At 41.6% G+C, this 25641-nt stretch carries 21 protein-coding genes, 5 tRNA genes and 1 other RNA gene; 4 read left to right on the top strand and 23 right to left on the bottom strand.

Annotated elements, in window-relative coordinates; translation table 11 throughout:
* Positions 1-30 precede the first annotated feature (30 nt).
* From mreD to HNQ47_RS09105, 15 genes are all read right to left on the bottom strand, one after another.
* Positions 31-585 (bottom strand): rod shape-determining protein MreD, encoded by a 555-nt coding sequence (mreD, locus tag HNQ47_RS09035; protein WP_183329079.1) that lies wholly within the window; start codon positions 583-585, stop codon positions 31-33.
* Positions 585-1424: a rod shape-determining protein MreC gene (gene mreC / locus HNQ47_RS09040; RefSeq protein WP_183329080.1), complete on the bottom strand. Its 840-nt coding sequence runs from the start codon at positions 1422-1424 to the stop codon at positions 585-587. The genes mreD and mreC overlap by 1 nt, the downstream gene beginning before the upstream one ends.
* 47 nt (positions 1425-1471) lie before the next feature.
* A complete protein-coding gene (radC, locus tag HNQ47_RS09045; protein ID WP_183329081.1) occupies positions 1472-2146 on the bottom strand; it encodes a RadC family protein in 675 nt (224 codons plus the stop codon).
* Between the two features lie 39 nt (positions 2147-2185).
* A complete protein-coding gene (locus HNQ47_RS09050) occupies positions 2186-2752 on the bottom strand; it encodes a thioredoxin domain-containing protein (protein WP_183329082.1) in 567 nt (188 codons plus the stop codon).
* 93 nt (positions 2753-2845) lie between these two features.
* Positions 2846-3625 carry a DeoR/GlpR family DNA-binding transcription regulator gene (locus HNQ47_RS09055; protein ID WP_183329083.1) on the bottom strand — a complete coding sequence of 260 codons (780 nt, stop codon included), beginning with the start codon at positions 3623-3625 and terminating at the stop codon, positions 2846-2848.
* Positions 3626-3721: 96 nt separating this feature from the next.
* The gene (locus HNQ47_RS09060; RefSeq protein WP_183329084.1) at positions 3722-4159 is read right to left on the bottom strand and encodes a PTS mannitol transporter subunit IIA; all 438 of its coding nucleotides are present in this window, start codon (positions 4157-4159) and stop codon (positions 3722-3724) included.
* An 11-nt stretch (positions 4160-4170) separates the two neighbouring features.
* Entirely contained in the window at positions 4171-5643 is a 1473-nt protein-coding gene (locus HNQ47_RS09065) for a PTS mannitol transporter subunit IIBC (protein WP_183329085.1), read from the bottom strand.
* 33 nt (positions 5644-5676) lie between these two features.
* Positions 5677-6693 carry a Gfo/Idh/MocA family oxidoreductase gene (locus HNQ47_RS09070; RefSeq protein WP_183329086.1) on the bottom strand — a complete coding sequence of 339 codons (1017 nt, stop codon included), beginning with the start codon at positions 6691-6693 and terminating at the stop codon, positions 5677-5679.
* Positions 6680-7372 (bottom strand): deoxyribose-phosphate aldolase, encoded by a 693-nt coding sequence (deoC, locus tag HNQ47_RS09075; protein WP_183329087.1) that lies wholly within the window; start codon positions 7370-7372, stop codon positions 6680-6682. The genes HNQ47_RS09070 and deoC overlap by 14 nt, the downstream gene beginning before the upstream one ends.
* Before the next feature lie 572 nt (positions 7373-7944).
* Positions 7945-8021: transfer RNA gene (locus tag HNQ47_RS09080), tRNA-His, on the bottom strand.
* Positions 8022-8034: 13 nt separating this feature from the next.
* Positions 8035-8108: transfer RNA gene (locus HNQ47_RS09085), tRNA-Gly, on the bottom strand.
* 1 nt (position 8109) lies between these two features.
* A tRNA-Asp gene (locus HNQ47_RS09090) sits at positions 8110-8186 on the bottom strand.
* Between the two features lie 15 nt (positions 8187-8201).
* A tRNA-Ser gene (locus HNQ47_RS09095) sits at positions 8202-8293 on the bottom strand.
* 170 nt (positions 8294-8463) lie between these two features.
* On the bottom strand, positions 8464-11376 hold the full coding sequence (locus tag HNQ47_RS09100; protein ID WP_183329088.1) for a DEAD/DEAH box helicase: 2913 nt from the start codon (positions 11374-11376) through the stop codon (positions 8464-8466).
* Positions 11377-11721: 345 nt separating this feature from the next.
* Positions 11722-11795 (bottom strand) — tRNA-Trp (locus tag HNQ47_RS09105).
* 151 nt (positions 11796-11946) lie between these two features.
* Here HNQ47_RS09105 and cysK point away from each other — a divergent pair.
* Positions 11947-12876 carry a cysteine synthase A gene (cysK, locus tag HNQ47_RS09110; protein ID WP_183329089.1) on the top strand — a complete coding sequence of 310 codons (930 nt, stop codon included), beginning with the start codon at positions 11947-11949 and terminating at the stop codon, positions 12874-12876.
* Positions 12877-13002: 126 nt separating this feature from the next.
* Here cysK and pyk read toward each other — a convergent pair whose 3' ends face one another.
* The 5 genes from pyk to HNQ47_RS09135 all read right to left on the bottom strand — a co-directional run bounded on the left by pyk (position 13003) and on the right by HNQ47_RS09135 (position 19842).
* A complete protein-coding gene (gene pyk / locus HNQ47_RS09115) occupies positions 13003-14415 on the bottom strand; it encodes a pyruvate kinase (protein WP_183329090.1) in 1413 nt (470 codons plus the stop codon).
* Between the two features lie 172 nt (positions 14416-14587).
* A complete protein-coding gene (locus HNQ47_RS09120) occupies positions 14588-16726 on the bottom strand; it encodes an ABC transporter ATP-binding protein (protein WP_183329091.1) in 2139 nt (712 codons plus the stop codon).
* Positions 16710-18467 (bottom strand): ABC transporter ATP-binding protein, encoded by a 1758-nt coding sequence (locus HNQ47_RS09125; protein WP_183329092.1) that lies wholly within the window; start codon positions 18465-18467, stop codon positions 16710-16712. The genes HNQ47_RS09120 and HNQ47_RS09125 overlap by 17 nt, the downstream gene beginning before the upstream one ends.
* A gap of 83 nt (positions 18468-18550) precedes the next feature.
* Positions 18551-19438 (bottom strand): SDR family NAD(P)-dependent oxidoreductase, encoded by an 888-nt coding sequence (locus HNQ47_RS09130; protein ID WP_183329093.1) that lies wholly within the window; start codon positions 19436-19438, stop codon positions 18551-18553.
* Positions 19439-19449: 11 nt separating this feature from the next.
* Positions 19450-19842 carry a flavodoxin family protein gene (locus tag HNQ47_RS09135; RefSeq protein ID WP_183329094.1) on the bottom strand — a complete coding sequence of 131 codons (393 nt, stop codon included), beginning with the start codon at positions 19840-19842 and terminating at the stop codon, positions 19450-19452.
* 523 nt (positions 19843-20365) lie between these two features.
* Between HNQ47_RS09135 and HNQ47_RS09140 the strand changes: the two genes are divergently transcribed.
* Together HNQ47_RS09140 and HNQ47_RS09145 are read left to right on the top strand one after the other, a co-directional pair.
* Complete coding sequence (locus HNQ47_RS09140) at positions 20366-20533, top strand: YjzC family protein (RefSeq protein WP_183329095.1); 168 nt, start codon at positions 20366-20368, stop codon at positions 20531-20533.
* 469 nt (positions 20534-21002) lie between these two features.
* Positions 21003-21926 (top strand): Abi family protein, encoded by a 924-nt coding sequence (locus tag HNQ47_RS09145; RefSeq protein ID WP_183329096.1) that lies wholly within the window; start codon positions 21003-21005, stop codon positions 21924-21926.
* A gap of 434 nt (positions 21927-22360) precedes the next feature.
* Here the strand turns inward: HNQ47_RS09145 and ssrA are convergent.
* From ssrA to HNQ47_RS09160, 3 genes are all read right to left on the bottom strand, one after another.
* Positions 22361-22748: a transfer-messenger RNA gene (gene ssrA / locus HNQ47_RS09150) on the bottom strand.
* Positions 22749-22770: 22 nt separating this feature from the next.
* Positions 22771-23223 carry an SsrA-binding protein SmpB gene (smpB, locus tag HNQ47_RS09155; RefSeq protein WP_183329097.1) on the bottom strand — a complete coding sequence of 151 codons (453 nt, stop codon included), beginning with the start codon at positions 23221-23223 and terminating at the stop codon, positions 22771-22773.
* Positions 23223-24386, bottom strand: coding sequence for a CapA family protein (locus tag HNQ47_RS09160; protein WP_183329098.1), 1164 nt, complete (start codon positions 24384-24386; stop codon positions 23223-23225). The genes smpB and HNQ47_RS09160 overlap by 1 nt, the downstream gene beginning before the upstream one ends.
* Before the next feature lie 172 nt (positions 24387-24558).
* Here HNQ47_RS09160 and serC point away from each other — a divergent pair, with 172 nt between their 5' ends.
* A complete protein-coding gene (gene serC / locus HNQ47_RS09165; RefSeq protein ID WP_183329099.1) occupies positions 24559-25641 on the top strand; it encodes a 3-phosphoserine/phosphohydroxythreonine transaminase in 1083 nt (360 codons plus the stop codon).

Below are 25641 nucleotides of genomic sequence, written 5' to 3' on the forward strand. Positions count from 1 at the left end.
TATATAAGAAAAAAGAAGGAAGGCTCCTTCTTATTCTGCGTCTCGATAGCTATTGCGGCGCTGCTGATCGCGCTTTTCCTCACGGCGGGCAGCCCAGGCATCGACAGCGTCCAGCACATACATCAGACCATAGATCACAGCGATATGGATGGCCACCGTCAGCAGTTCCATATGAAGCAGCCACGTGCCGACATTCACATGCATCGTGCCGATGATCTTACAGAACAGAAACGGCAATGTATCCAGAAGGAAAACTTCTGCACTTAAAACGACAAACAGGAGCCGCATATCCTTGTCGTAATTTTCTTTAAATAAACCGGTCGTATAGCCGAACGCCGCAAACAGCAGAAACGATACGGGAAATGTTGATCCGAAAAAGAAGTCATAAAGGATCCCGCATAAAGCACCGATCAATACACGATCGATGGGTTTACGGTCATAAATTGCCATCATGCAGACCAGAAAACAAATATGCGGAATGAATGACAGTTTCTGATAGGTATAGTCCGGCGGGAAAACAAAAGTCAGCCAGACATCCAGACACGCCGCCACAAACATACAGACGGCATAAGCACGCCAGCGCATTATTCACTGACCTTTCCGTTGCCTAACACGATCACATAGTTGAAACTGGAAATATTCGAAACCGGTGTCACATAGATCGTCGAAACGATGGAATTATCATTTTGTTCCACACTGCGGACCGTACCAATATAAATGCCGCTCGGATAATTTCCGCCCTTGCCGCTGGTGGCAACTTCCATGCCGGCGGACACGTCGACACTGCTGTCAAACAGCGACATGCGGTAAGCCTTCTTGTCCGGATCATAAGAATCGATCAAACCTTCAGCGGTACTGCCGTCTTCCATGGAAATCTTCACGGAAATATCGTTTTCGAGATCTTCATCCGTCAGCAGCTGGACCTTGCTGGTGTTGGTCTGCGTATCCTGAACCAAACCGACGGCTCCTTCACTGGTGACAACGATCATATTTTCTTTGACGCCTTGAGCGCTGCCGGCAGAAATCGTCACATATTGATCCCATGAGCTGCTGCTGCGTTTGATGACGCGGGCGCTGATCTGTGTGGAATTGCCGAGTTCATTTTTCATATTCAGCAGGTCCTGCAGTTCTTTATTTTCGTTGCGCTCATTGTCATAAAGCGTTTTGTAGCTTTTTTGTTCTGCCAGTTCCTGTGTTAAATACTGATTGTCATCGTATTGATGCCATAGGTTGGCAACATCATTGACAAAATTACCGATCGAAGTCAGCGGATACTCAAAGAGGCCGTACTGGATATAGGTCCAGGCGCTGTATCCCATATCTGATAAGGCATTCTGCCGCAGACCGATCATGACGCAGCCGAAAATTGCGATTCCGATGATCCATCCGATCAATACTTTTTGAAGGTGGTTGAATTTTCGCATAAAATCCCTCATATCTGTCAGTATTATAACGAGATTTTCGAAGGGTTTCAATCCAGATATCCAGCTTGTCGAAAAGAAAACCACGCATTATGCCCGACAATAATATGATCCAGCAGCTGCACACCCATCATCTTTGCGACTTCTTTTAACTGCGCCGTGCACTGAAGATCAGCCTTTGACGGACTCGGATCGCCGCTGGGATGATTATGCGTCACCAATACAGCATTAGCATTTTTTTCAAACGCTTCTTTAAAAATGTTGCGCGGATGCATGCAGCTTTCATTCAACGTACCGACAAACAAGACGCGGTGACTGATGATCTTGCCTTTGGTATCAAGATAGACCGCCACAAAATGTTCCTGTTCCAGATGTCCGTATTCCGCTTCAAACCATTCTGCCAGATCATCCGGATGCTCAATTTTCTTTTGATAGACATCCACGCGCAGTGCCCGTTTGCACAATTCGATCGCAGCGACCATCTGCAGTGCTTTCACTTCACGGATTCCTTGAATCTGCATCAAATCGTACACATTCATTTCAAATAATTTGGCTAAATGATCCGATGTGTCCACGATATCCGAGGCGATCTTCATCACATCACGGTTCTTACTGCCGCTGGAGATCAATAAAGCAACCAATTCTTGGTCGGTCAGGCTGCCCAGCCCGAAGCGCAGCGCTTTTTCCCGAGGGCGCTGATCCTCTTTCATTTCTTTTACTTTCATATACTCTAATACGAGCCAATCAAAAAAACTGACGGAATCTTATTCCGTCAGCACTCTCTTATAGATTTTCTTGAGCTTCTTTTTTTGTTTGGCTGTCAGTTTTTCTTTTTCTGCATTGTGCCCTTTCAGCGTGCCTTCGTGGCCGTCAACTGCTTTCCCATCTTTGACATTGATCACCAGCGGCACATAAAGCCAGAGTTTATTGTCCTGATCTTTATTGACCGACATGTAATCGCCGATATACTGCGACAGCTCTTCCCGTTGTTCATCGGAGTATGTTAAGTTTCCGTCTTCGTCACGTACCTTGATATAGTAAACAGGTACACCGGTTTCGGCAGATACTTTTTTCAATATTGGACGGGCTTGTTTACACCACGGACAGCTGGTAAAGCCGAAAAATAAGACACCGGATTTCCCCTGCCGGAAATAATCCAGCGCGTCTTCCATCGAGATCTCGGTAAACTCTGCTGTTTCGGTTTCATTGTCATCTGTACATTCACTGGAAGCATCACAGGCAGCCGGAGCATCGGTTTCCTGGTTGGCCGTTTCTGTCGCTGAGCAGGCACAAAGAGAAAACAACAGACATAAGATCATAAATTTTTTCATAAACGTATTATAACACAAAAAATCACTTTCACCGGGGACGGAGAATATGCGTGTTTCAAAGATCTGTCCGGATTAATTCTTTTCAGAAATTTGTTAATCTGCGATCAATATCTGCACTCCCATATCTTTCAGCGGTTTTAAATCGAAGTCTCGTATTTGTTTATCAATAATAAAATATTCACAATCTTTCGCTTTTGCAAATGAACTAAATGTTTTTTCGTTCACTTTCGTATGGTCACACATGAATATCCGGCATTTTGATATATTAATCAGACTCTTTTTAATTTCTGCCGTTTCAAAATTCGGTGTTGAAAAGCCAAAATCAATATCAAATGCGGTCGTTGCAAGAAAAGCTTTATCGACACTAAAATTCCGAATTTCTCCCACAATTGAGCCGCTGGAAACATAAGGATATCCATTCCGGATCAATCCGCCAAGTACTTGTACACGGTAATCCGTCTGTGAACTAATCCTCATGGCAATCTTCAAATCATAGGTCAGTATCGTTAATCCTTTTTTTTCTGAACGAATCAGCTCATGCGCAAACGCATCACAGGTTGTCCCGGTATCAATTGCGATCGCATCAAAATCATCCACAAGGGTCACGGCTTTCTGTGCAATTGCCAATTTTTCTTCAGAATTCATACGATTTTTAGGGATATCTTCTGACATGACTTTCGAGTCCAAACGAATGGCTCCCCCATACGTTCTCATTAACAGACCTTCTTCTTCCAAGTACTTTAAATCAGAACGAATCGTAGAGCCAGTGACGTGAAAGTATTCTGATAATTCAAGGACGCTTACTTTATCCTGTTTTTTGATCAACTCAGCAATTTTATTCCGACGTTCCTGCACAAATAAATGATCTTTCATATTATCCATCCTTTATACATGTTTATTATATCAACAATTCCAAAAATCTAGCATCAAACTTAAAAAAGAGGGAGCATATCGTCCCTCTAAAATTGTTTAGATTTTTAAGATATCATAAATTTCATCTACGCTGCCATGGACTATTTTCTCCACGATTTCCATATCATACAGCGTTTCTGCAATATGACTCAGGATCGGCATATGTTCATCACCTTTTGCAGCGATACCTATTACGACGCGGGCTTTATTTCCGTGCCAATCAAGACCTTCCGGATAGATCATAACGCCAATTCCTGTATATAGAATACTATCAAAATACTCAATTTCTCCATGCGGAATCGCGATATCATTTCCAATATAAACACTTAAGTTATGATCTCTCTCCAGCATGCCTTGAATATATCCATCCGTGATATAGCCGGAATTCTTCAAGAGGTTTCCCATCTGCAGGATCGCGTCGTCACTTGTCGTAACCGGACAATCCGTAATGATATTATCTTTCGTTAAAATTCTTTTTTTCTTATGAAATAGCATATCCTCCCCTATTATGATGACTTTTTGGCCTGTTTGAACTTGTTTACAATTTCATCGTATGTTGGACTGCTCATGAAATTATCAACTGTTTCATGCACACAGTCCGGCGTTTTGGACATGGCTCTGTCCAACAAGGATTCTTGTGTAACGATCAATTTTTTCGGATCATTGGTAAGATTATTTATAGCAGAGTGCGTGACCGGCACATCGATTCCAGCTTCTTTTAGTTTTTTCTTTAAAATTGAAGATCCCATTGCACTGGAACCCATACCGGCATCGCAAGCAAAGATAATTCCGTCAAAATTTGCATAACTTGCTGCATCAGCTGCAGCTGTCGTATTAACACTGTTGATACCATTTCCAACGCCTTCCAGCTGTAATACACTGCCGGCTTCTTTCATAGTATTTTTCTGGTTCATTGCTTCTTCAAACGATTCATCTTCATCTGTATCTTTGGATAATTTTAAAATAATTGAAGCAACAACAAACGATACACCAGCCGAAGCAAAAATGCCAATTAAAATTGGAATCCAGTCAGACCGCGGCGCAACCGCAAGGATCGAGAAGAAGGATCCAGGAGAAGCCGTAGAGACCAGACCGCAGTTGAATAAGGAGAACAGAGATGTACCAGTTACACCACCTGCAATCAGTGCAAGCAGCATCGACGGTTTCATCAATACAAATGGGAAGTACGGTTCATGAATACCGCCAATGCTTGTAATGATGGCAACGCTCGGGGCAGATGCTTTGGCAGTACCTTTTCCGAAAATCGCAAAAGCAATCAGCATTCCTAAACTTGGACCTGGATTTGGTTCCAGTAAGAATAGGATCGATTTACCTGTCTTCGATGCCTCAACCATTCCAATTGGCGACAGAATGCCATGGTTAATTGCATTGTTAAGAAATAACACTTTGCCAGGTTCTATAAATACATTCGCCAGCGGAATTAAATTGTGATCGATGATCCATTCAACACCAACTGTTAATATATTCGTTATCGCTTCAAAAAATGGGCCGGCAATCACATATGCAATAAGTGCTAAGATCAATCCCAATATACCGGCTGAAAAATTATTTACGAGCATTTCCAAACCAGCAGGCGTTTTATCCTCCAATACTTTATCTAATTTTTTCAAAAGGATGGCTGATGTAGGGCCAATAACCATTGCACCCATAAACATCGCAATATCCGTACCAATGATCGCTCCCATCGTACCTACTGCACCTATCACGCCTCCGCGAATTCCATATTGATTATATCCGCCCATGAAGGCAATCAGCATTGGAAGCATGTAAATCTTCATCGGATCAATTAATTTAGCAAATTCCTCATTTGGGATCCATCCGGTGCTGAGGAACAGTGCAGTAATTAACCCCCACGCAATAAAAGCACCAATAATGGGCATGACCATATTGCTTAAGACTCCGCCCATTTTTTGGATACGTACTCTTAACGTTTCAGCATTTCCTGATTGATTATTCATATTATCCACCTATTATTATCTATTTCTCTTTTACTACTCGACTTTAACTACTCTGTTTTCTAACAATGACTTTAATCCACATCGAACCGCTTTTATAGCCATTAACCCATCATGACCGGTCACTAAAGGTGTTTCATCATTCGTAATAGAATCTATAAAAGCTTGGTCCTCACGAATGTATGCATCATGAAACAAATAGCGCCACGAAGGCATGGCAGGCTTTGAGATTTGTTGGTCAGAATTTGCGACTGTGACAGAACATTTTCCTTGATCTCCAACAAGAATACTGCCTTTTGTTCCTAAAATTTCCATTCTTGCATCATAACCATATTGCACATATTGAGCACCGTCGATCATTCCTAGTTTTCCATCCTCAAATTCTATGACCATCGCAACCGTATCATAGTAGTCCGGATACTCTTCTTTTACTTCTGGTGATCGGAAATTATTACCGATCGCATAAATTGATTTTATTTCGCTTCCTGCCATCCAGCGCAACGAATCAAAATCATGACTGTTCACCTCACCGATCGGGCCACTGCTGTTTCGAATATCAAACATCCATTTTTTTGGTTCGCTCGGTCCATGGGTCAATGATTTTATTAAAGTTACTTCCCCAATGGCTCCAGAATCAACAATTGATTTTGCTTCTTGAAAACTTGCATCAAATCGGCGCATAAATCCAACTTGTAATTTAACATTATTCTTAGCGCATGCATCAATAATTTCCTGAGCCTCTTCTTCATTTTTGGCTAATGGTTTTTCACAAAATACATGTTTATGCGCATTTGCTGCTGCAATCGCTATTTCTTTATGAAACTTTGTCGGCGCAACAATGATCACAGCATCAATTTGTTCATTTTTTATTGCATCTTTATAATCTGAATATAGATATTCAGCATTCACTTCTTCGCTGGCTGCCGTCAATGCTTCAGGGTTTGCATCGCACATCGCCAGCAATTTTGCCCCTCTTATCCTTCCATTATAGTTTCGGGCATGGATCATACCCGCTCGGCCTGTTCCGATTAAGCAACAATTAATTGTTTTCATAGTTTCTTTCCTGTAATTCTTTAATGATTTTAATGCCTGAACTTGTGCCGATCCGAGTCGCGCCCGCTTCGATCATGGCTTTCATCTTATCCAAACTGCGAATACCGCCTGCGGCTTTTACCTCCACAGAATCACCAACGACTTGTTTCATTAATTTTACATTTTCTGCCGTTGCACCTTCGGCGCCGAAGCCAGTCGAAGTTTTAACGAAATTTGGTTTAATTTCTTTTGCTATTTCACAAACTGAAATAATTTCCTCTTTTGTTAAATAACATGTTTCTAAAATGACTTTTAAGATGATTCCTTTCGGTTCACATAAATTTTTTATTGAACGCATTTCTTTACGAATATAGTCCAGATCACCATCCTTTAACTTGCTGATGTTAATGACATAATCGATTTCATCCGCCCCATGATTAATTGCTTCATTCGTTTCAAAGCATTTACATTCAATTGTGGTTTGTCCCAGCGGAAATCCGATAGCGGCCCCGACATGTACATCAGAACCTTTCAAAAATTCTTTACACATCTTCACTGGATATGAGTTGATCGCTACCATTTTAAAATGGTATTCACGCGCTTCGCTGCATAATTGCTTCAAATCCGAAGAGCTTGCATAAGGCTTCAGCAGCGTGTGATCGATCATTTGGCAAATCTTTTCTTTTTCATTTTCAATCATTTGCTTGTACTCCCTTCTTTTTCATAAACTAATTATACAAATATATTTTTATTTTGCAAATATAATTTTGTTTTATTTTTGTTTTTCTTTTAGCTTAAAAATATAATTGCCCTTTTGTTTTTTCTATTTAAAAAATATGGTTCTTTTTAATAAGTTAAATTTCCAAATAAAAAATCTCTTTGTACAAATATGTAACAAAGAGATTCATCGGGAATTCACACAATATATTTTAGAACACTTACTAAATGGCCTTATCCATCTCGTTTTATACAGAAAACACTAGCTGCAGCATCTACAATATAGATTCGTTCATCACATTTTCATTGCCCAAAATCCGGCTCTGATATCAAAACGATGACGGCATCAGTGCCTTCCAGCACATGATGTTGGCTGTTCTTCACCGATCGAGCCGCGTAAATGCTTTTAAGCATTAATTGTATTTATTATTCATTTTCCCTATAATAAAATGAACTCGGATTTACCGAGCTTTTTTCTGTATTTGTATGGAAATAAAAAACACCGACTAAATCAATTAATCGGTATCTGAACTGGAAATTCCAGCAAAATATTCATGGGGCGGCTGACCCGATTCGAACGGGCGCATGACGGAGCCACAATCCGTTGTGTTAACCAGCTTCACCACAACCGCCGGATAAAAAAAATGGAGCAGATGAGGGGAATTGAACCCCCGTATCAGCCTTGGCAAGGCTGTGTTCTACCATTGAACTACATCTGCATGGCGGTCCAGAAGGGACTTGAACCCTCGATCTCCTCCGTGACAGGGAGGCATGTTAAACCACTACACCACTGGACCATGTGCTTAAAAAAATGGCGGAGAAGGAGAGATTTGAACTCTCGCGCCAGTTTACCCGACCTATGCCCTTAGCAGGGGCACCTCTTCAACCACTTGAGTACTTCTCCAAGATCTATAGGTCAGAACGCAACTCATCAGTGCCTACTCATAATAGCATGACTGAATTTGAATTGCAAGCAAATTTTTATTAATTTTCATAGAATCAAAGTCCGATCCTCATAGCAGAGAATCGGACTGATTAGGACAAGAAAATTTTAATAATAATGCAAAATTAAAGCTACTGAATTCCTCTTTCCTGATGAACTTGTATCATTTCTTTATTTACAATTCCTTTAAAATTCTTATCGTCGATTTCTAAATTTTCTTTTTCTGGCGCAGATTCATCCGACGATGCATTAAAGCTTTTCTGTTTTTCAAGCAATTTCTCCTTTTTGATCCGTTTAATCTCTTCCTCAATAATATCTTTGAAATTCTTATCGTCGATTTCAAGGTTCGCTTTTGCCGCCACCGACTCATCCGCAAACGCATTAAATTCTTTTTGCTTTGTAAGTAATTTTTCTCTGATTTTTTCGTCAACCGTATGTTCACATAGCAATCTGTATACTAATACATTTCTTGTCTGTCCCATTCTGTATGCCCTGGAAATTGCTTGATTCTCTACAGAAGGCTTAAACTGTGGTTCTGTGATCACAACAACACTTGCAGCTTGTATATTTAATCCTGTTCCTGCAGCCGTTATTTGTCCCAATAGAACAGTTCCATCCGGAGCTTGGTTAAATTCATCAACAATATCCTGCCTTATCTGAGGGTTTACTGCTCCAGTAATTGGCTGTAAACATATTGAACCTAAATAATTTTGTATTTTTTTAATTGTATCTAAGAAAAAGGAAAATACAATTACTTTTCGATTCTGCTCTTTTGCCTGTTTAATAATTTCTAGAAGTCGATCTGCTTTTGATGATTGTTTTAAATCATCTACCTGCCAGGATACTCTGCGAATATATTGATAGTTATTCCTGGTTTTCTTTTCTTCTTTTTCAGTTTCATCAGAGGATAAAATCGATTCCTCATATAATTCTTTTTCATAAGGCTTTAAACTGCACCATGCATCTTTTTCAATCAAGTCGGGTAATTCTGTTAAAACATCTTCTCGTTTTCTACGATAATAGACGGGCGCCACTTTTTGCCGAAAAACTTCCGCTTGCGACAGATAAGTGTAATTGCTTATTTCTAATGCAACTTGATGATTTAGCTGATCAACTAATTGAACCATCTCGTCAACTTTATTTTCTAGCGGAGTACCAGTTAAATACAATTTTCTTTCCGTTCTCTTTCCTAGTGCAATGACATTTTTTGTTCTTTTCGCATTGGGATTTTTTACATAATGCGCCTCATCGACAACTAACAAATCAATCTTGAAATTCTCGTTTGAATTAATGAATTTTGTTGTTTCATAAGTGGTCACACCTACTCCTCCGGTTTTGATCCAGTGTTCCAGTTCAGCTTTTTTCCCAGGACCATGAATCTTGATCGCTTTCAGTTTGCTGTGTTGTTCAATTTCCCGGCACCAATTGACAATGACCGCAGCTGGACATATCACAAGAAACCAATTACATCCAACATTCTTCAAAGACACCATTGTAGCTATGGACTGTATGGTTTTTCCAAGCCCCATTTCATCGCCCAATAATACAGATTTTTGGTGAAGGATATATTTCACTCCCCATTCTTGATATCGACGTAAAGTAACAAGTAATCCGTCTGGGAAAATGCATTCATTTTGGATTTCCTGAGCTAATTCTTCCGGTAATCCATAGAATAAATCATCATTACCGAACAGTCCAGGACACAGTTCATCTAAAATTGCATAAAGATGAGCGGAGTTTTGATTAAAGTATTTCCATAAATCATCATTGCTCAGCGGATCTCCTTCTACCTGTTTTACCAATTCTGGATCCGAAATTTCATTTAGATAAGCTTGTGTCTCGTCATTTAAAAGAGTATTGCCGGCATCTACTATGCGCCGTTTGGTCTGAACATCGCTCTGTATCCAATCTAAGGATGTTTGCCGCGTTTTTAAATATTCATAACTTTTCTTTATTTTATGTTTATAGGTTTGATTCCAACGGTTTACATTTTGAATGAATTTCAGGTTCGTATCATAACTATATAATGCGCTTAAAAGATTCATCATTTCCGGCGATTGTTTATCTTGGTTTATTTTGATCTTCGTTACTTGTTGCGTTTCTTCTTCAATTTTTTTAGCCGCTTTTTTGATTGCTCGTGCTCCGTTTTCACTTATTCCCCGAATACTGCTTAATTCCCAAATTGAATCCTTTAATACATCAAACACTGAATTGATCCCTTCTGTTTTCAAAGCGCTGAAACTGATTCGTTTGACGTACTTTTTTATCTCCTCTACATCAATATCTTTTAAGCATTCATTCACTTCGTTGATAAAAAGAATATCCGCTTTCTTTTTAACATTCTTTTTATACTGATCAGCCAGCGACACTTCCTTTTCAACAAACTCATTCGCTTTCGATATTTTATCAAAGATCTTTTGTATGGAAGAGAAATCTGGCTTTTCAGGGTCATTATCAATATATAATTCTGCCCTTTTTAACTTGTTTAATGTTTCTAGATAACTATTTTTATTTAAAGAAAAATCATGAACTACATTTTCTTTGTCAATTTTTTTTAGCTTTTCTTCTATCTCAGAAATAACCGTATCGTGAGATTTTGATAAATAATCTTCTATCGCGTTTGCACTGTTGATTGCTTCATTTTTCTTTTTCTTTCTTGTTAGAAACCAAAACGCCGAAAAAATTGGTTGAACAGACTTTAAATTTTCTTCAAGATTCTTCTGCTCATCGTATAAGGAGTTGATCGTTGGATATAAGGAATCATACAATTTCAACCGATACACCGCTTTTAAAGTATTCATGTCATAATTTGATTCATTAAAAGACAGTTTTGGTTTTATTGAAACATCTCTTTCAATGTTTTGATGAGGAAGATAATTGTGAATTTGTTTTTTTATGTAGGTATTGAAACAACTCTTTACGCCAAAAACATAATCTTCTCTTTTGTTTTTCAAATTTTCCGTTCTTTTTATCTCAGATTTACAATTTCTGAACTGTTCATTTATTTTCGATTTATTCTCTTTCACATTATCAAATGTATACATAAAAACCTCACATCAACTTTTCTTTGTTGGAATCAAAAACTGCAAAATGATCAAAAAAGTATTGTGGTGTTTAAAAACATTTGTATATTAACAAAATACGTTCAACACTACTCTTCATTGATTGATTTAAAAGCAATGATTCTTCTTTAAATAATGCAGCATCCTAAACCATTCTATACCAAATAAATGAAAATAATAATAGAAATGCATAATATAAATAGAATCTATTTTTTACTTAATAGATCTATTTGATCATTGCAATACAACTTTCTTTTTGTGTTTAACCATAATTTGCATATAAAAAAACCGAAACAAGCTTTCTCGCTTATTTCGGACTTTTTTTCCTGGCAGGGGTAGCAGGAGTTGAACCCACATCAACGGTTTTGGAGACCGTTGTTCTACCATTGAACTATACCCCTAAGCGCTTGTTTATTTTATCATAAGTAGAATCGGCATGCAAATAAAATATCCGATCATGCAAAAAAAGAAAAAAATTCTATTTTCCTATTGACTTACTAGGATTAATGGGTATTATATAGTTAACCCGCAGGGGAACAGGAGGAAGTAAATATGGCATATTATACAAGTGCAAGTCAATTGATCGGTCATACTCCATTATTGGAGCTGACTCATATTGAAAAGAAACATGAATTAAACGCGAAACTGTTCGCTAAAGTCGAATATTTCAACCCATCCGGCAGTGTCAAAGACCGCATTGCCCTGTCCATGATCGAAGATGCGGAAAAATCCGGCAAGATCAATCAGGATACAGTCCTGATCGAACCGACCAGCGGCAACACAGGCATTGGTTTGGCATCGATTGCCGCCGCTAAGGGCTATCATTTAATTATCGTAATGCCGGAAACGATGAGTGTTGAGCGCCGTGCCATCATCAAGGCCTATGGTGCTGAGATCGTGCTCAGCGACGGCTCTAAGGGCATGAAAGGAGCCATTGCCAAAGCCGAAGAACTCGCAAAAGAAAAAGGTAATGCCTTCATCCCAAGCCAGTTTACCAACCCGGCCAACCCAAAGATCCATTATGAAACAACAGGTCCGGAAATCTATGAAGATCTGGACGGCAATGTCGATGTGTTCATCGCTGGTGTCGGAACCGGCGGTACGGTTACCGGAGTCGGTAAATATCTGAAAGAAAAGAATGGCACCAAAGTGGTTGCGGTTGAGCCGGCGACTTCTCCAGTATTATCCGAAGGACACGGCGGATCGCATAAGATCCAAGGAATCGGTGCCGGATTTGTGCCGGATACACTGGATACGAATGTATACGATGAAGTGGCAGCCATCAGTAATGAGGATGCCTTCAAGTATGCCAAAGAAATTGCTAAGAATGAAGGCATTTCAGTAGGTATTTCTTCTGGTGCTGCCTTAGCGGCAGGTCTGCAGGAAGCGGCAAAACCGGAAAATGCCGGTAAGAACATTGTCATTCTGCTGCCGGACAGCGGCGACCGCTATTATTCGACCGCATTGTTCCAGGACGAATAAGAAAAAACCGGGAAATATTTTCCCGGTTTTCTTGTGCCTCAGGCACAACGCAAACTGAATCAGCATTCCTGCCAACCATCTATAGAATAAAAAGAAAACCGACAGTAAATCTGTCGGTTTTTTCATCTATTCTACTTCGATGACTCGAATCATATTTGTATTTCCGCTGACGCCTAACGGAACACCAGCTGCCAACACAACTTTGTCGCCAGATTCCACAAAGCCTGCTTTCTTCGCCGCAGATACGGCAGCTGTAAACAGCAGTTCGGCTTTTTCTTCCTGCGGGATCACCAACGGATACACACCGAACAACACGTTCATCTGCGCTGCGACCGATTCACGTACCGTGCAGGCAACGATCGGTTTGTTCGGATGATAACTGGAAATCCGTTCTCCTGTCATACCGGACATAGAAACACCGATGATGACTTTCGCATCGATATCATCCGCAATATCGCAGACCGCATGGGAAATGGCACGGGTCGTGCTGGTCTGGCGGGTGAAACGGTCACGCATCTGCTTTGTATAATTGATATCGTATTCGATGCGTTCGGCAATTCTCGCCATCGTGTGGCAGGCCTGTACCGGATATTTACCGGCGGCTGTCTCCCCGGAAAGCATGATCGCTGTCGTTCCCTGGTAAATGGCGTTGGCCACATCGGTTGCCTCAGCACGGGTCGGGCGTGGGTTGTGGATCATAGAATCAAGCATTTGGGTCGCTGTGACAACGATCTTGCCCATTTCATTGGCTTTACGGATGATGCACTTTTGAATGATCGGAACATCTTCCAGCGGAACTTCAACACCTAAATCACCGCGGGCGACCATGACCCCGTCAGCTTCTTCCAGGATCTCATCAATATTCTTGACGCCCTGCATGCTTTCGATCTTCGCAATGATCTTCATGTTGCCGTCGTTTTCTTTGATGATCTTGCGGATATCCTTGATATCCTGTGCGGTCCGGGTAAAAGAAGCGGCTAATAATTCAAATCCCATTTCACAGCCAAACACGATATCATCGTGGTCTTTCTGGCTGATAAACGGCATCGACACATCAACGTTCGGAATGTTGACGCCTTTTTTATTCGAAATGGTACCTCCATTCATCACTTTACAATGAATGTTCGATCCTTCGATTTTTTCTACACTTAGAGCAACCAAGCCATCGTCAATCAGAATCGTACCGCCTTCGCTGACATCATTGGCAATACCATCATATGTTACAGAGACGCGTTCTTCGTTCCCTAATACATCGTCCGTTGTCAATGTGAACGGCTGGCCTTCCTTTAGATCGACACTGCCGTTTTCAAAATCTTTCAATCGGATCTCTGGTCCTTTTGTATCCAGCAGCGTTGCCACTGGCTTTCCTAATTCACGGCGGATGCGGATAACACGCTCAAACCGTGCTTTGTGTTCTTCATGAGAACCGTGCGAAAAATTGAAACGAGCAACATTCATGCCGGCATCCATCAAATCGCGAATTTTCTCTTCCGAATCACTGGCAGGACCCAGTGTACAAATAATTTTCGTTCTTCTCATCTTTTTTCCTTCCTTTTTACCAAAAAAGCTCAAATTTCGTTTGGGTACTCATCCCCGCAAAATATTATGCCATTGATTTTTGAATTTTCAATACGAAATATCCTGTAACCTCTTTCAACTTTATACAAGCTTTATCATCTTATAAAAAAAAGCGGAAAATTTAACTTCCGCTTTACATAGAAAACTGCGAATTGTACAAATCGGCATAAAAACCGTTCTGTTTCATCAGTTCTTCATGATTTCCCTGCTCAATGATATCGCCGTGATTCATGACCAAGATCAAATCCGCGTTCCGAATCGTTGACAGCCGGTGTGCAATGATAAACGAGGTCTTATCTGCAGCCAGGCGGTCCATCGCTTTCTGTACCAGTTCTTCGGTCCGCGTATCCACATTGGACGTTGCTTCATCCAGAATCAAAAACGGCGTTTCTTCCATCATACCGCGGGCAATGGTCAGCAGCTGTTTCTGCCCGACTGAGACAGAATTTTCATCGCTCAGCTCTGTATCCAGCCCATTGGGCAGCGAGTGAATGAAGTGGCTCAGTCCGATCGTATCACAGATCTGCCAAATTTTTTCATCGCTGACATTTTCATGATTGAAAGCAATGTTTTCACGGACCGTTCCGCGCAGCAGCCAGGTATCCTGCAGGACCATGGTAAACAGTTCATGCACGTTCTCCCGGGTCAGATCTTTCGTCGAATGACCATCGATGCGGATATCACCGTCCTGCAGCGGATAGAACTTCATCAACAAATTGACCATGGCCGTTTTACCGGCACCGGTCGGTCCGACGATGGCAATTTTCTGCCCCGGTTCCACATGGGCATTGAAATCATGAATGACGATTTTCTCCGGATCGTAACCAAAGCGGACATGATCGAAATCCACAACGCCTTTCACCTCTTCTTTCGGCAGCGTTATTGTCGCTGTTTCCGCGGCCATCTCCGGCTCATCCAACAATTTGAAGACACGCTCTGCCGCGGCAGCTGAAGACTGCAGGGAGGTAAACGCCTGTGCCAGCTGGCTCAACGGATTGGTAAACAGCCGGACATACATGATAAAGGAAATGATGACGCCGAACGTGATCACATCGTCCATCGTCAGCATAGCACCGACAATGCAGACTGCGGCATAACTGAAGTTGCCGACAAAGGTCATGATATTCGGCATCAAACCAGAAAAGAATTGGCTGTAGCGATTGGCGGTATAGACATCGCGATTGTACATATCAAAGCGCTGATCAGCATGACCCATGGCATGATAAGACTTCAGGACCGGGATGCCGGCATAGACTTCTTCCACATGACCGTTTAATTTACCTAAGGCACTTTGACGGCGGCGGAAATATTTCTGTGACCGATTCATGATCACAATGATCAGCACAAAGCCGAGCAGACTGGACAGCACCGCCGTATTGGCCATGGTGACATTGGTCACATACATCATGATCAGCGAACCGACTAACAAGGTGACCGAGCTGACCAGCATGCCTAACGACTGATTCAATGTCTGGGCAATGGTATCGACATCATTTGTGACCAACGACAGGATATCGCCAGTCTGGCTGCGGTCGAAATAAGCCAGCGGCAGACAATTGATCTTGCGGTCGATGCGGCTGCGCAGCGAACGGGAAAAACGGTTCGATACCACGGCCATGATCCGTCCCTGCAGATACATCAGCACCGCACTGGCCAGATAGATAACGGCCAGGATCTGGGCCATGTGTTTGATGGCATCCATGTCCATATGCGGACGGACCACTGTCTGGACGGAAGACGGCATCTGGTCGATCTTCTTATACAGCTGTTTGGCCGATGGGTCCTTGCCGATGGTCGTGCTGATTTTCAAGAATTTGATCTGATCTGCCGTCGAGATCTTCTGATTTTGTACAGTGATCGTCGGCAGCAGCGTTTCTTTTTCATGATCGGACAAGGTGTCCAGCTGCTCGATCATTGCCGATCGATCGGATGTGTCCGAAAAAGCCGCCATGACTTCCTGTTTTTCCTGTATGGTCAGCGCATCCGATGTCATCACCGTCTGTAAGCGCTCCTGACTCATGTTTTTCTGAATTTTCGTGGAAATTTCCTTTAAGCCGTCAGCATCAACGACCAAGCCGTCAGAGATTTCATCCGTCAGATCGGACAGTCGGCTTGGGGCTGAGATCGACAGCACCGAGCTGGCAATCGCAAAACAAATTGCTGCTGCCAATAAAATATAGTAGGTATTCAATTCTTTGAATAAACGGCCGATCGATCCCTTAAAATCGGAGGATCTCGCATCGGTATTTGGTCTTCTATGCATGGCTGGCATGTTCCAATTCCTCCTTTGACAATTGGGACAGAGCGATTTCCCGATAGACATCGCACGTTTCCATTAATTCTTTGTGCGTGCCGATACCGACACATTCTCCTTGTTCCAAAACAACGATCTGATCGGCATTCAGGACCGTACCGATGCGCTGTGCTACGATCAATACCGTTGCCGAACTGCAGTTTTCTTTCAGTGCTCTGCGCAGAGCAGCATCTGTCTGATAATCCAAAGCAGAAAAGGAATCATCGAAAACATAGATCTCTGGATCTTTTGCGACCGCCCGTGCAATGGCCAGACGCTGTTTCTGGCCGCCGGAGAAATTTGCGCCGCGTTGTGCGACCGGCGTGTCCAGACCGGATTTACGGGCGACAAAATCATCGGCTTGGGCGATCTTGAGCGCTCTTTGTATTTGTTCGTCGGAACAAGGTTTTTCACCGATCGCAATGTTCTCCCGGATGGTGCCGTTAAACAGCATCGATTTCTGGAATACATAGCCGATCTTATCATAGAGCGCATTCTGCCGATACGAGCGGACATCAACGCCGTCAACCAGGACCTGGCCTTCCGTAACATCGTAAAAACGCGGGATCAGCTGGATCAGCGTGCTTTTGCCAGAACCAGTGGAGCCGACAAACGCAAATGTCTGGCCTTTTTTGATCTTAAAACTAATATTTTTCAGAATTGGTTCCTCCGCGCCTGGATAACGGAAGGTGACATTTTTGAATTCTACGGTCCCCTTTTCATCGGTTTCCCCGTCAAAGTCGTCTTCCTGGATGCTAAGCGGCATATCGATCACTTCCTTGATCCGGGCAGCGGATACCTGCGCACGCGGCATCATCATGAAAACCGCCGCAAGCATCAAAAATGCGAAAATGATCTGCAGCGCATAACTCGAGAACACGACCATATCGCCGAATAAAGACAGCTTATCCGCCATCATGGCCGACTGGATCAAGTTTGCACCGATCAAATAAATTCCTAAGGTCAGAAAATACATGACCAGATACATGATGGGCTGCAGCGTGGCCAGCGCTTTCTGGGTAAACATCTGCACATTGGTCACATCTTCGTTTGAATGTTCAAACTTCTTTTCCTGATACGCTTCGGCATTGAAGGCCCGGATCACACGCAGGCCGATCAGGTTTTCGCGGGTATTTTGATTCAGCGCATCGGTCAGTTTCTGGATGATCTTGAATTTAGGCACAACAAATTTCATCAGGATGATGATGACCGCCAGTAAGATCACGACTGCCAATCCGGTCAATGCGGACCATTCCCAGCTTTTATTCCAGATTTTCGTGACCGCCCAGATCGCGGTCACCGGCGCAAGCATCATCAGCTGCATGCCCATGGACAAAAACAGCTGGATCTGTGTAATGTCATTGGTCGAACGCGTCAGCAGGCTGCTTTCCGAAAAGTGATTCATTTCAGCCATGCCGAATTTTGTGATGTGTTCATACAACTGTCTGCGGACCCGGTACGTCAACGTTGCCGAGAGCTTGGTCACGATGTAGCTGGAAATGACTGCCATCATCAAGGCTGCAAATGCACATTTGATCATCTCCCAGCCATTGGCACGAATATCGGCCATCCGGCTGCCTTCCGTTTCCACCAACTGCGTGATTTCCGACATATAATCAGGTAACTTTAAATTAAAATAGACCTGAAAGAACACAAAAACCAAGGCTGCCAGCAGCCAGAAATATTCCTTCGGCCGGTAATATCGAAACAACTGTCGCATAAAAAGTTCCTTTCCAAAAATAATCGTTGCCTTGATTGTACCCAAACAGGTATCCTTACGCAATAAAAAAGCCCCATTTTCAGTTAATGAGACTTCTCTAACTTCGTTTGTTTGTGGATCAATGATTTCTGCCAGACAGAACTCAGCACCGCCCGAAGCTTGACCGGCAGACAGCGGAAGAAAACCATACCGGCTTTCAGCGTCCCGGACGGCACGATGACCAGCTGTCCTTTCTGCATGCCTTCAAATCCGGCCAGTGCGACATCGTACGGATCCGCCGCAAAGTGACTGTCCGCCTTGCCGGCCCTTCTCGCCCATTGGGTCTTGGTCGGTCCCGGACACAGGGCGGAAACCGAAACACCCGTTCCGAACAGTTCCCCGTACATGGTCTCGCTCAGGCGCAGTTCAAACGCTTTGGACGGGCCGTAGACATTGAACTGCGGATCCGGTCCGAAAGCACCGATGGAAGAAACGTTCAAAATACGGCCGCTGCCGCGCTTGACCATATCCTGTCCGAACAAGCGGCATAAGCGGGTCACGCTGCCGACATTCAGTTCCAGCAGCCGGTCCATTGCAGCTGGATCGGTATCGGTCGTCGTACCGTGCAGACCGGCCCCCGCATTGTTGACGAGCTGATCGATGACCAGACCTTTTTCCTTGACAGCATCATACAGCTGTTCTGCCCCGTACGCGTCGGACAAGTCCGCAGGGATGACCCAGGTTTGTATGCCGGATCCTTGTTCCAGTTCATAAGCCAAGGCATCGAGCTTATCTTGATTGCGGGCCGTCAAAACGATATCAAAGCCATGCTGCGCAAAGATCCGCGCAAATTCGGTTCCCAATCCGCTGGAAGCGCCGGTGATCAGAACCGTCTTTCTGCGGTGATCGGGCTGCTTTCGGGTCCGGGAATAAAGATAACAGCCGGCAGCCGTGAGAGCTGCGGCCCCGATGATCAAAGTTGATTTTTTCATAGTCTTCATCCTTATAATTGTTTTCGTGCAAACGTTTCAGCCTGTTCTAGGACATCCGGATCCGGCATGTTTTTCGCAAAAAATGTTTCCGAAGCGACAGGAATCCCTTTGGCTTCAAGTTCTTTGCGGATCAGATCCAGTGCATGTTTTGAAAGCCATGCGGTAGAAAAGACCACGGCCTTGGACACCTTGCCGGCATCCAATGACTGCAGATAGGTTTTTAAATGTTTATCCAATCCGTAGGCATATAAGGCTCCGCCGATAAAGAGCACATCGACCGGCTCAGTGAGGGCAGCATCCTCTGCGTCCACCGAAACAGCTTTTGTCCCAGCAGCGCGGGCAATTGCTTCTGCCAGCGCTTTCGTGTTGCCGGAACGTGAATAATATCGTACAGCAGTTTTCATTTCATCTCATCCTTTCATCTGTTTTTGATGTATGACCAAAAATGATCAACGAAATGAATATTCATTACATTTCATATTATTTATTATAGTGAAAGATTTGTACTTCACAATCTTTTTATAAATAAAAAAGTCGTTACAGAAAGTGGTATTCTACATTTTAGAAATGGAAAGAATTGTTCATTCATTCTATTTGATTAATAAAAAATTTTTTTATTAGTTCAAAATTCTTTATAAAATAATTCATTTCTGTTCGTAAATACTAATAAACATTTATTAATCGTATTGAATAGCACGTAACTATAATTTTATACACTTTTCTGATTAATACCACATTGTATTTTTATCCAAATTTATTGCTGAACTAAATATCCAACTACATTTTCTTGCTGTTTTCAAATTTTATTTTCCATATTCTCATTACATTTTAAAGTGTACATTACTGTTAAAATTAGAGTTATTAATGTATTATATATTATATTCATTTATTGATATAATTAAAATTAAAGAAAGGATGTGATTTATAATGTCTAAAAAATTAATCAAACCAGGAACAGATAATCAACCAAAAGGAAGCTACGAAGAAGTTGGTCCAAAAGGTGGTAAAGTTCGTGGTGGGCATCATGCGACTTTAGATCCAGGTGACCGTCTACCCCCTACATCAAAAAAAGGCAATCTTTGGAAAAAGAACTAATTTTATTGACAATCTGTTTTATAAAACAGATTGCCTTTTCTTTGTCATATACTTTTCTTTTTTGGTGAGCTTAAATAGAACCACTGGTTATTAATTGAAGCTTTACTTTACACAATTTGATGCCTCTATATTAATTTTTCATGGTTTTTCATGGTAATATATTGAAAGTAAAATTTCATATTTTATAAAATTTGCTTTCTTATAAGAAACAATTTATAAATATATAATGTTCTTTATTGACCATATAATTGAAAACATTTTTAGTAGTCAAGAATTTAGTTTTCTCTGCAATTTATTAATAGTTGAAATCTTTCAATATATATTATAATTATCATGATATTACTCATATAGAAAATGGTTATTAAAGAAAATTGAAAAAACATTATAATTACCTGTTTATAAGAAAAAACTAACCCTAGCAAGGAAATTTTTAACTCAACAATACAAGAATTATTAGAGAGGATGTTAGATGGAAAATATAAAACCAAAGTTATCTGTATCTGAGCAAGTTGATAGATTAAAAGAAAAAGGAGTTAAATTTAATTATTATTCAGATTCAGATGCAAAGAAATATTTAACTAGCAATAACTATTATTACAAACTAACCTCGTTTAGAAAAAATTTCAGAAAATATCCTAGTGGTAAAAATAAAGGAAAATATATTAATTTAGATTTTGCTTATTTGGTGGATCTCGCTATCATTGATAATTATCTAAGAAATATTATTCTTGAAATAGCGCTGGATATAGAGCATTATTCCAAACTAAAACTTTTACACGAATTGGAAAATAGAAGCGATGAAGATGGCTATACCATAGTAAAAGATTTTTTGAATAGTTTAGGGGATGAAAAAAACAATTTAGAAAAGCGTTTGAATAATAAAATTACTAGCACCTATGTTGGTGATATTATTCAGCACTATTCTGGAAATTATCCTGCCTGGTCCTTTATAGAAATAATATCTTTTGGTGATTATTTAAGATTCTATAATTTTTGTGCTATTCGCTGGAATAATAAAAGCATGCAAGATGATTATTTTCCATTGAAAGATGTTAAAGAACTTAGAAATGCAGCTGCTCACAATAATTGTATAATAAATGATATCACAATAAAAAATGCAAAATATAGAGCAAATTACAAAATGAAAAGAAGTTTATCATGCCTTAAAAAACAAAGAAATAATAAGCACCTATCAAAAGAAAAAATTAGACAGTTGGCTACTTTATTTTATTATTCATCTTATATAATAACCAGTGATGGTGTACATTTAAAAATTAAAAAGAAACTTGATTTCTTTAGAAATCGTATATTCAAATATTATGACTATAATTTTAATAAATCTTTAAGAGCAACATTCAACTATCTAGTCGATATAATTGACATATTTTATTAAATAGTGATATACTATCGATGCTAGGAAAAGCTTAAGCTTTGAGGGAGCAGTCTTCGTAAGAACACTGCTCCCTATTTCTTTTATTTCTCTAATTTACACTGTAGTTGTTCAACAACCCCCCAAAAAATAAACTATAAGATTACAATGGTATTTTAAAATACTATTAAAAGAAATTCTGTTCAAATACAAACGAATTGAGAAATTAAATTTAAATTTCAAGACTTATTGTTTTGCGCTTTAATACTTGAATATTTAATAATCAATTTTACTAGCGTATGCTGCAAAATAGCCGTGGCATTAAATTAAAAACTTCTCTATAAACTTCCGTAAAAATAGGTTAAATGTAACAACATGCAAGCTAAACAATATGATAGTTCTTAAAAATATTTCTAATAAGTATAAAAAAGCCCTTTTTCAAGGGCCTGTGTTTTCTTTGGTGGAGGTGGCGAGAATCGAACTCGCGTCTAAGCAAAGTTCCACGAGACAGCGTTTACAGCTTGTTCCGTCTTTCAGACCCGAAGGCTTCCGGCGGACAGGAAGGAGCTTCGGTTCGATCCTGAAATTTCGAAAACGCCGGCGGATCAACGGCGTCCTCTATCCTCTTTATTTCACGCAGTCTATGACGAAAGAGAGCGAACGTCGATAGAGAGGGCTGCAAGGCCAGTTCTTAGGCTCTGATTACGCAGCGAATGCCATGCTTTGGTTTGCACCAAATACGTTGGCGATTTTGTTTTTAGCAGTTAATTTGATTGGTTTTTACGCGTATCCTTCGCGGCTGTGGCTGAATCCAAACATTTACTCATCGAATGCCTGAACACCCCCAAGGGTACTTTATCATACCAGTTCAATATCGATTTTTCAAGGCTTTTTGGATCTCGCGGCGGGCATCTTTTTCTTTCTGTGCTTCTCGCTTATCATGCAGATTTTTGCCTCGGGCCAGCGCAATCTCCAGTTTCGCTAATCCGTTGACGATATAAATGCGCAGCGGAACGGCCGTGTATCCTTTCAGACGGGTCGACTGTTCCAGCTTACGGATTTCCTTTTTATGAAGCAGCAGCCGGCGGTCGCGGGTCTCGTCATGATTGAACCGATTGCCAAATTCATACGGTGAAATGTGCATACCGATAATGTACGCTTCGCCGTTGACAAAACGGATGTAACTGTCCTTCAGCTGGACCTTGCCGCGGCGGATACTTTTGATTTCCGTCCCTTTCAGTTCCAGACCGGCTTCATATCGGTCAAACAATTCATATTCATGACGCGCTTTGCGGTTTTCCGCAATCGTTTTCTGTGTCATCAGCTGTAGATCACCTTAATTCCTTTCAGGTCGCCCATCACCCCTTTGACATAATCCTGCACCCATTGCTTCGTCATATCTTCTCCTTCGCTGACCGTACACAAATGCGTAGCAGCCAGATCATCATTCCACTCATGGATGGTATACGTTTTAAAATTCTTAAAATTCGAATTATAGTATGTGATGGTCGGGGTAAATGTCACGTTCTTAAATTCGGTTTTGCCGGTGTCAAAATGATAAATCAGTTTGAATCCGGCCATGCCGCCGATCATGTTTTCATTATGATCCTGGGCACTGATAAAATTTCCCAGCGAATAATAGCACAAGGTATCCTGCTTGTCGCCTTTGATATACGTCACTGGCTCGATCACATGCGGATGCGTACCAATGATCACTTCCACACCCAGTTTATTCAGCAGTTTGGCGTATTTTTTCTGCATCGCATTCGGTGTTGTTTGATATTCCGTGCCCCAGTGCATCGTCACCATCTGGACATCACTGACTTTATTCAGCTTTTTTATATCGCTCTTGATCTTTGATTCACTGATCTGATTGATCAGCCATTTGTGATCGTCATCCAGTTTAAAACCATTCAAACCATACGTATAGCTGGCCAGTCCGATCCGCAGTCCGTTGACTTTGATGACCGTCGGGGTCTGGGCCGCTTTCTTGCTTGTATAGGCACCGGTCACGGTCATGTCCGGACAGTTCTTGTGCATATAATTCAGTTCTTTGACCACGCCTTCGAGTCCCATATCGTATGTATGATTGCTGCAAAGCGACATCCAGTTGAATCCGGCCTTGTAGACGGCATCATTGATTTCAACCGGTCCGTTGAACAGCGGATAACCCTCCAATCCTAGTTCCTCTCCGGCACAGATGGTCTCATAATTGATATAGTTGATATCTTTGTTCGTGTATTTACTGATCGGCTTATACATGCTGTCGAAATTGTAACCATCGCCCGCCTGCTGCTGCCAATAGTAAATTGCACCATGAATCAGATTGTCTCCGACCCCCATAAATGTAAATGAGGCAGTATCGGATTGATTTGATTCCTCTGTCTGCTGTGCACGATAAGCCGAAGACTGCTGTGTCTGGACCATAGACATCAGTTTCGCAAAGACGCACATGCACAAAAAACAGATTGCCCACTTTCTCATTAATCCCTTCATATGACATTATCATACCACAAACCATACACATACGGATAAAATCTCGATTATGTTTTTCATACAAAAACATTTGCTTACAAATTATGAACAAATTACTTGCATTTCCCTGCAACTCAAGTATAATTGAATTTGTTACGAGGAAAGAAAGGTGCTAAAAAATATGGAACGTGTTTACAACTTCGCAGCCGGACCGGCCTGCATGCCGGAATGGGTTTTAAAAAAGGCTGCCGCTGAAATGACCAACTATCACGGATGCGGTATGAGCGTTATGGAGATGAGCCATCGCTCTGCAGAATTTCAGGAAATCATCGATTCAGCAAGAGATCGTCTGAAAAGATTGATGAACATCCCGGAAGACTACGAGGTCCTGTTTTTACAAGGCGGCGGATCGCTGCAGTTTATTATGGTCCCGCTGAACTTGATGCAGCACAAAGCTGACATCATCAACACCGGACAATGGACCAAAAAAGCCATTAAAGAACATAAAAAGCTCGGTGAAGTCAACGTTGTTGCCTCCAGCGAAGATGCCAACTTTACATATATTCCGAAAATTAAACAAGAAGATTTAAGCGCAGACAGCGATTATGTCTACATCTGCGAAAACAATACCATCTATGGTACCAAATACAAACAGCTGCCGCCGCATGAAGGCAAGCTGATGGTCGCCGATTTATCCAGCTGCATCTGCAGTGAGCGCATCAATGTATCGGATTACGATCTGATCTTTGCCGGTGCACAGAAAAACATGGGACCGGCCGGAGTGACCATCGTCATCCTAAAAAAGAGCCTGCTGGACATTGCCGATCAGGATAAACTGCCGAGCATGCTGAGCTATAAAGTGCATGCCGACAAAGGTTCGATGTTCAATACCCCGCCGACGTATGCGATCTATATGGTCGGTCTGGTCTGCCAATGGCTGGAAGAAGAAATCGGCGGCTTGGAAAACATGGAAGCCATCAACCACAAGAAAGCAAAAATGCTGTATGACTACATCGACAGTTCCAAATTATATACGAACAATGTCGCCAAAGAAGACCGTTCTTACATGAACGTGCCGTTTGTCACCGGAGATAAAGATCTGGATGCAAAATTCGTTGCCGAAGCGAAAAAAGCCGGTATCGCCAACATCAAGGGTCATCGTACCGTAGGCGGTATGCGGGCAAGCATCTACAACGCCATGCCAGTCGAAGGTGTTGAATACTTGATCGACTTCATGAAAAAATTCGAACAGGAGAACGCATAA

This window comes from Catenisphaera adipataccumulans, assembly GCF_014202755.1.
Lineage (GTDB): Bacteria > Bacillota_I > Bacilli_A > Erysipelotrichales > Erysipelotrichaceae > Catenisphaera > Catenisphaera adipataccumulans.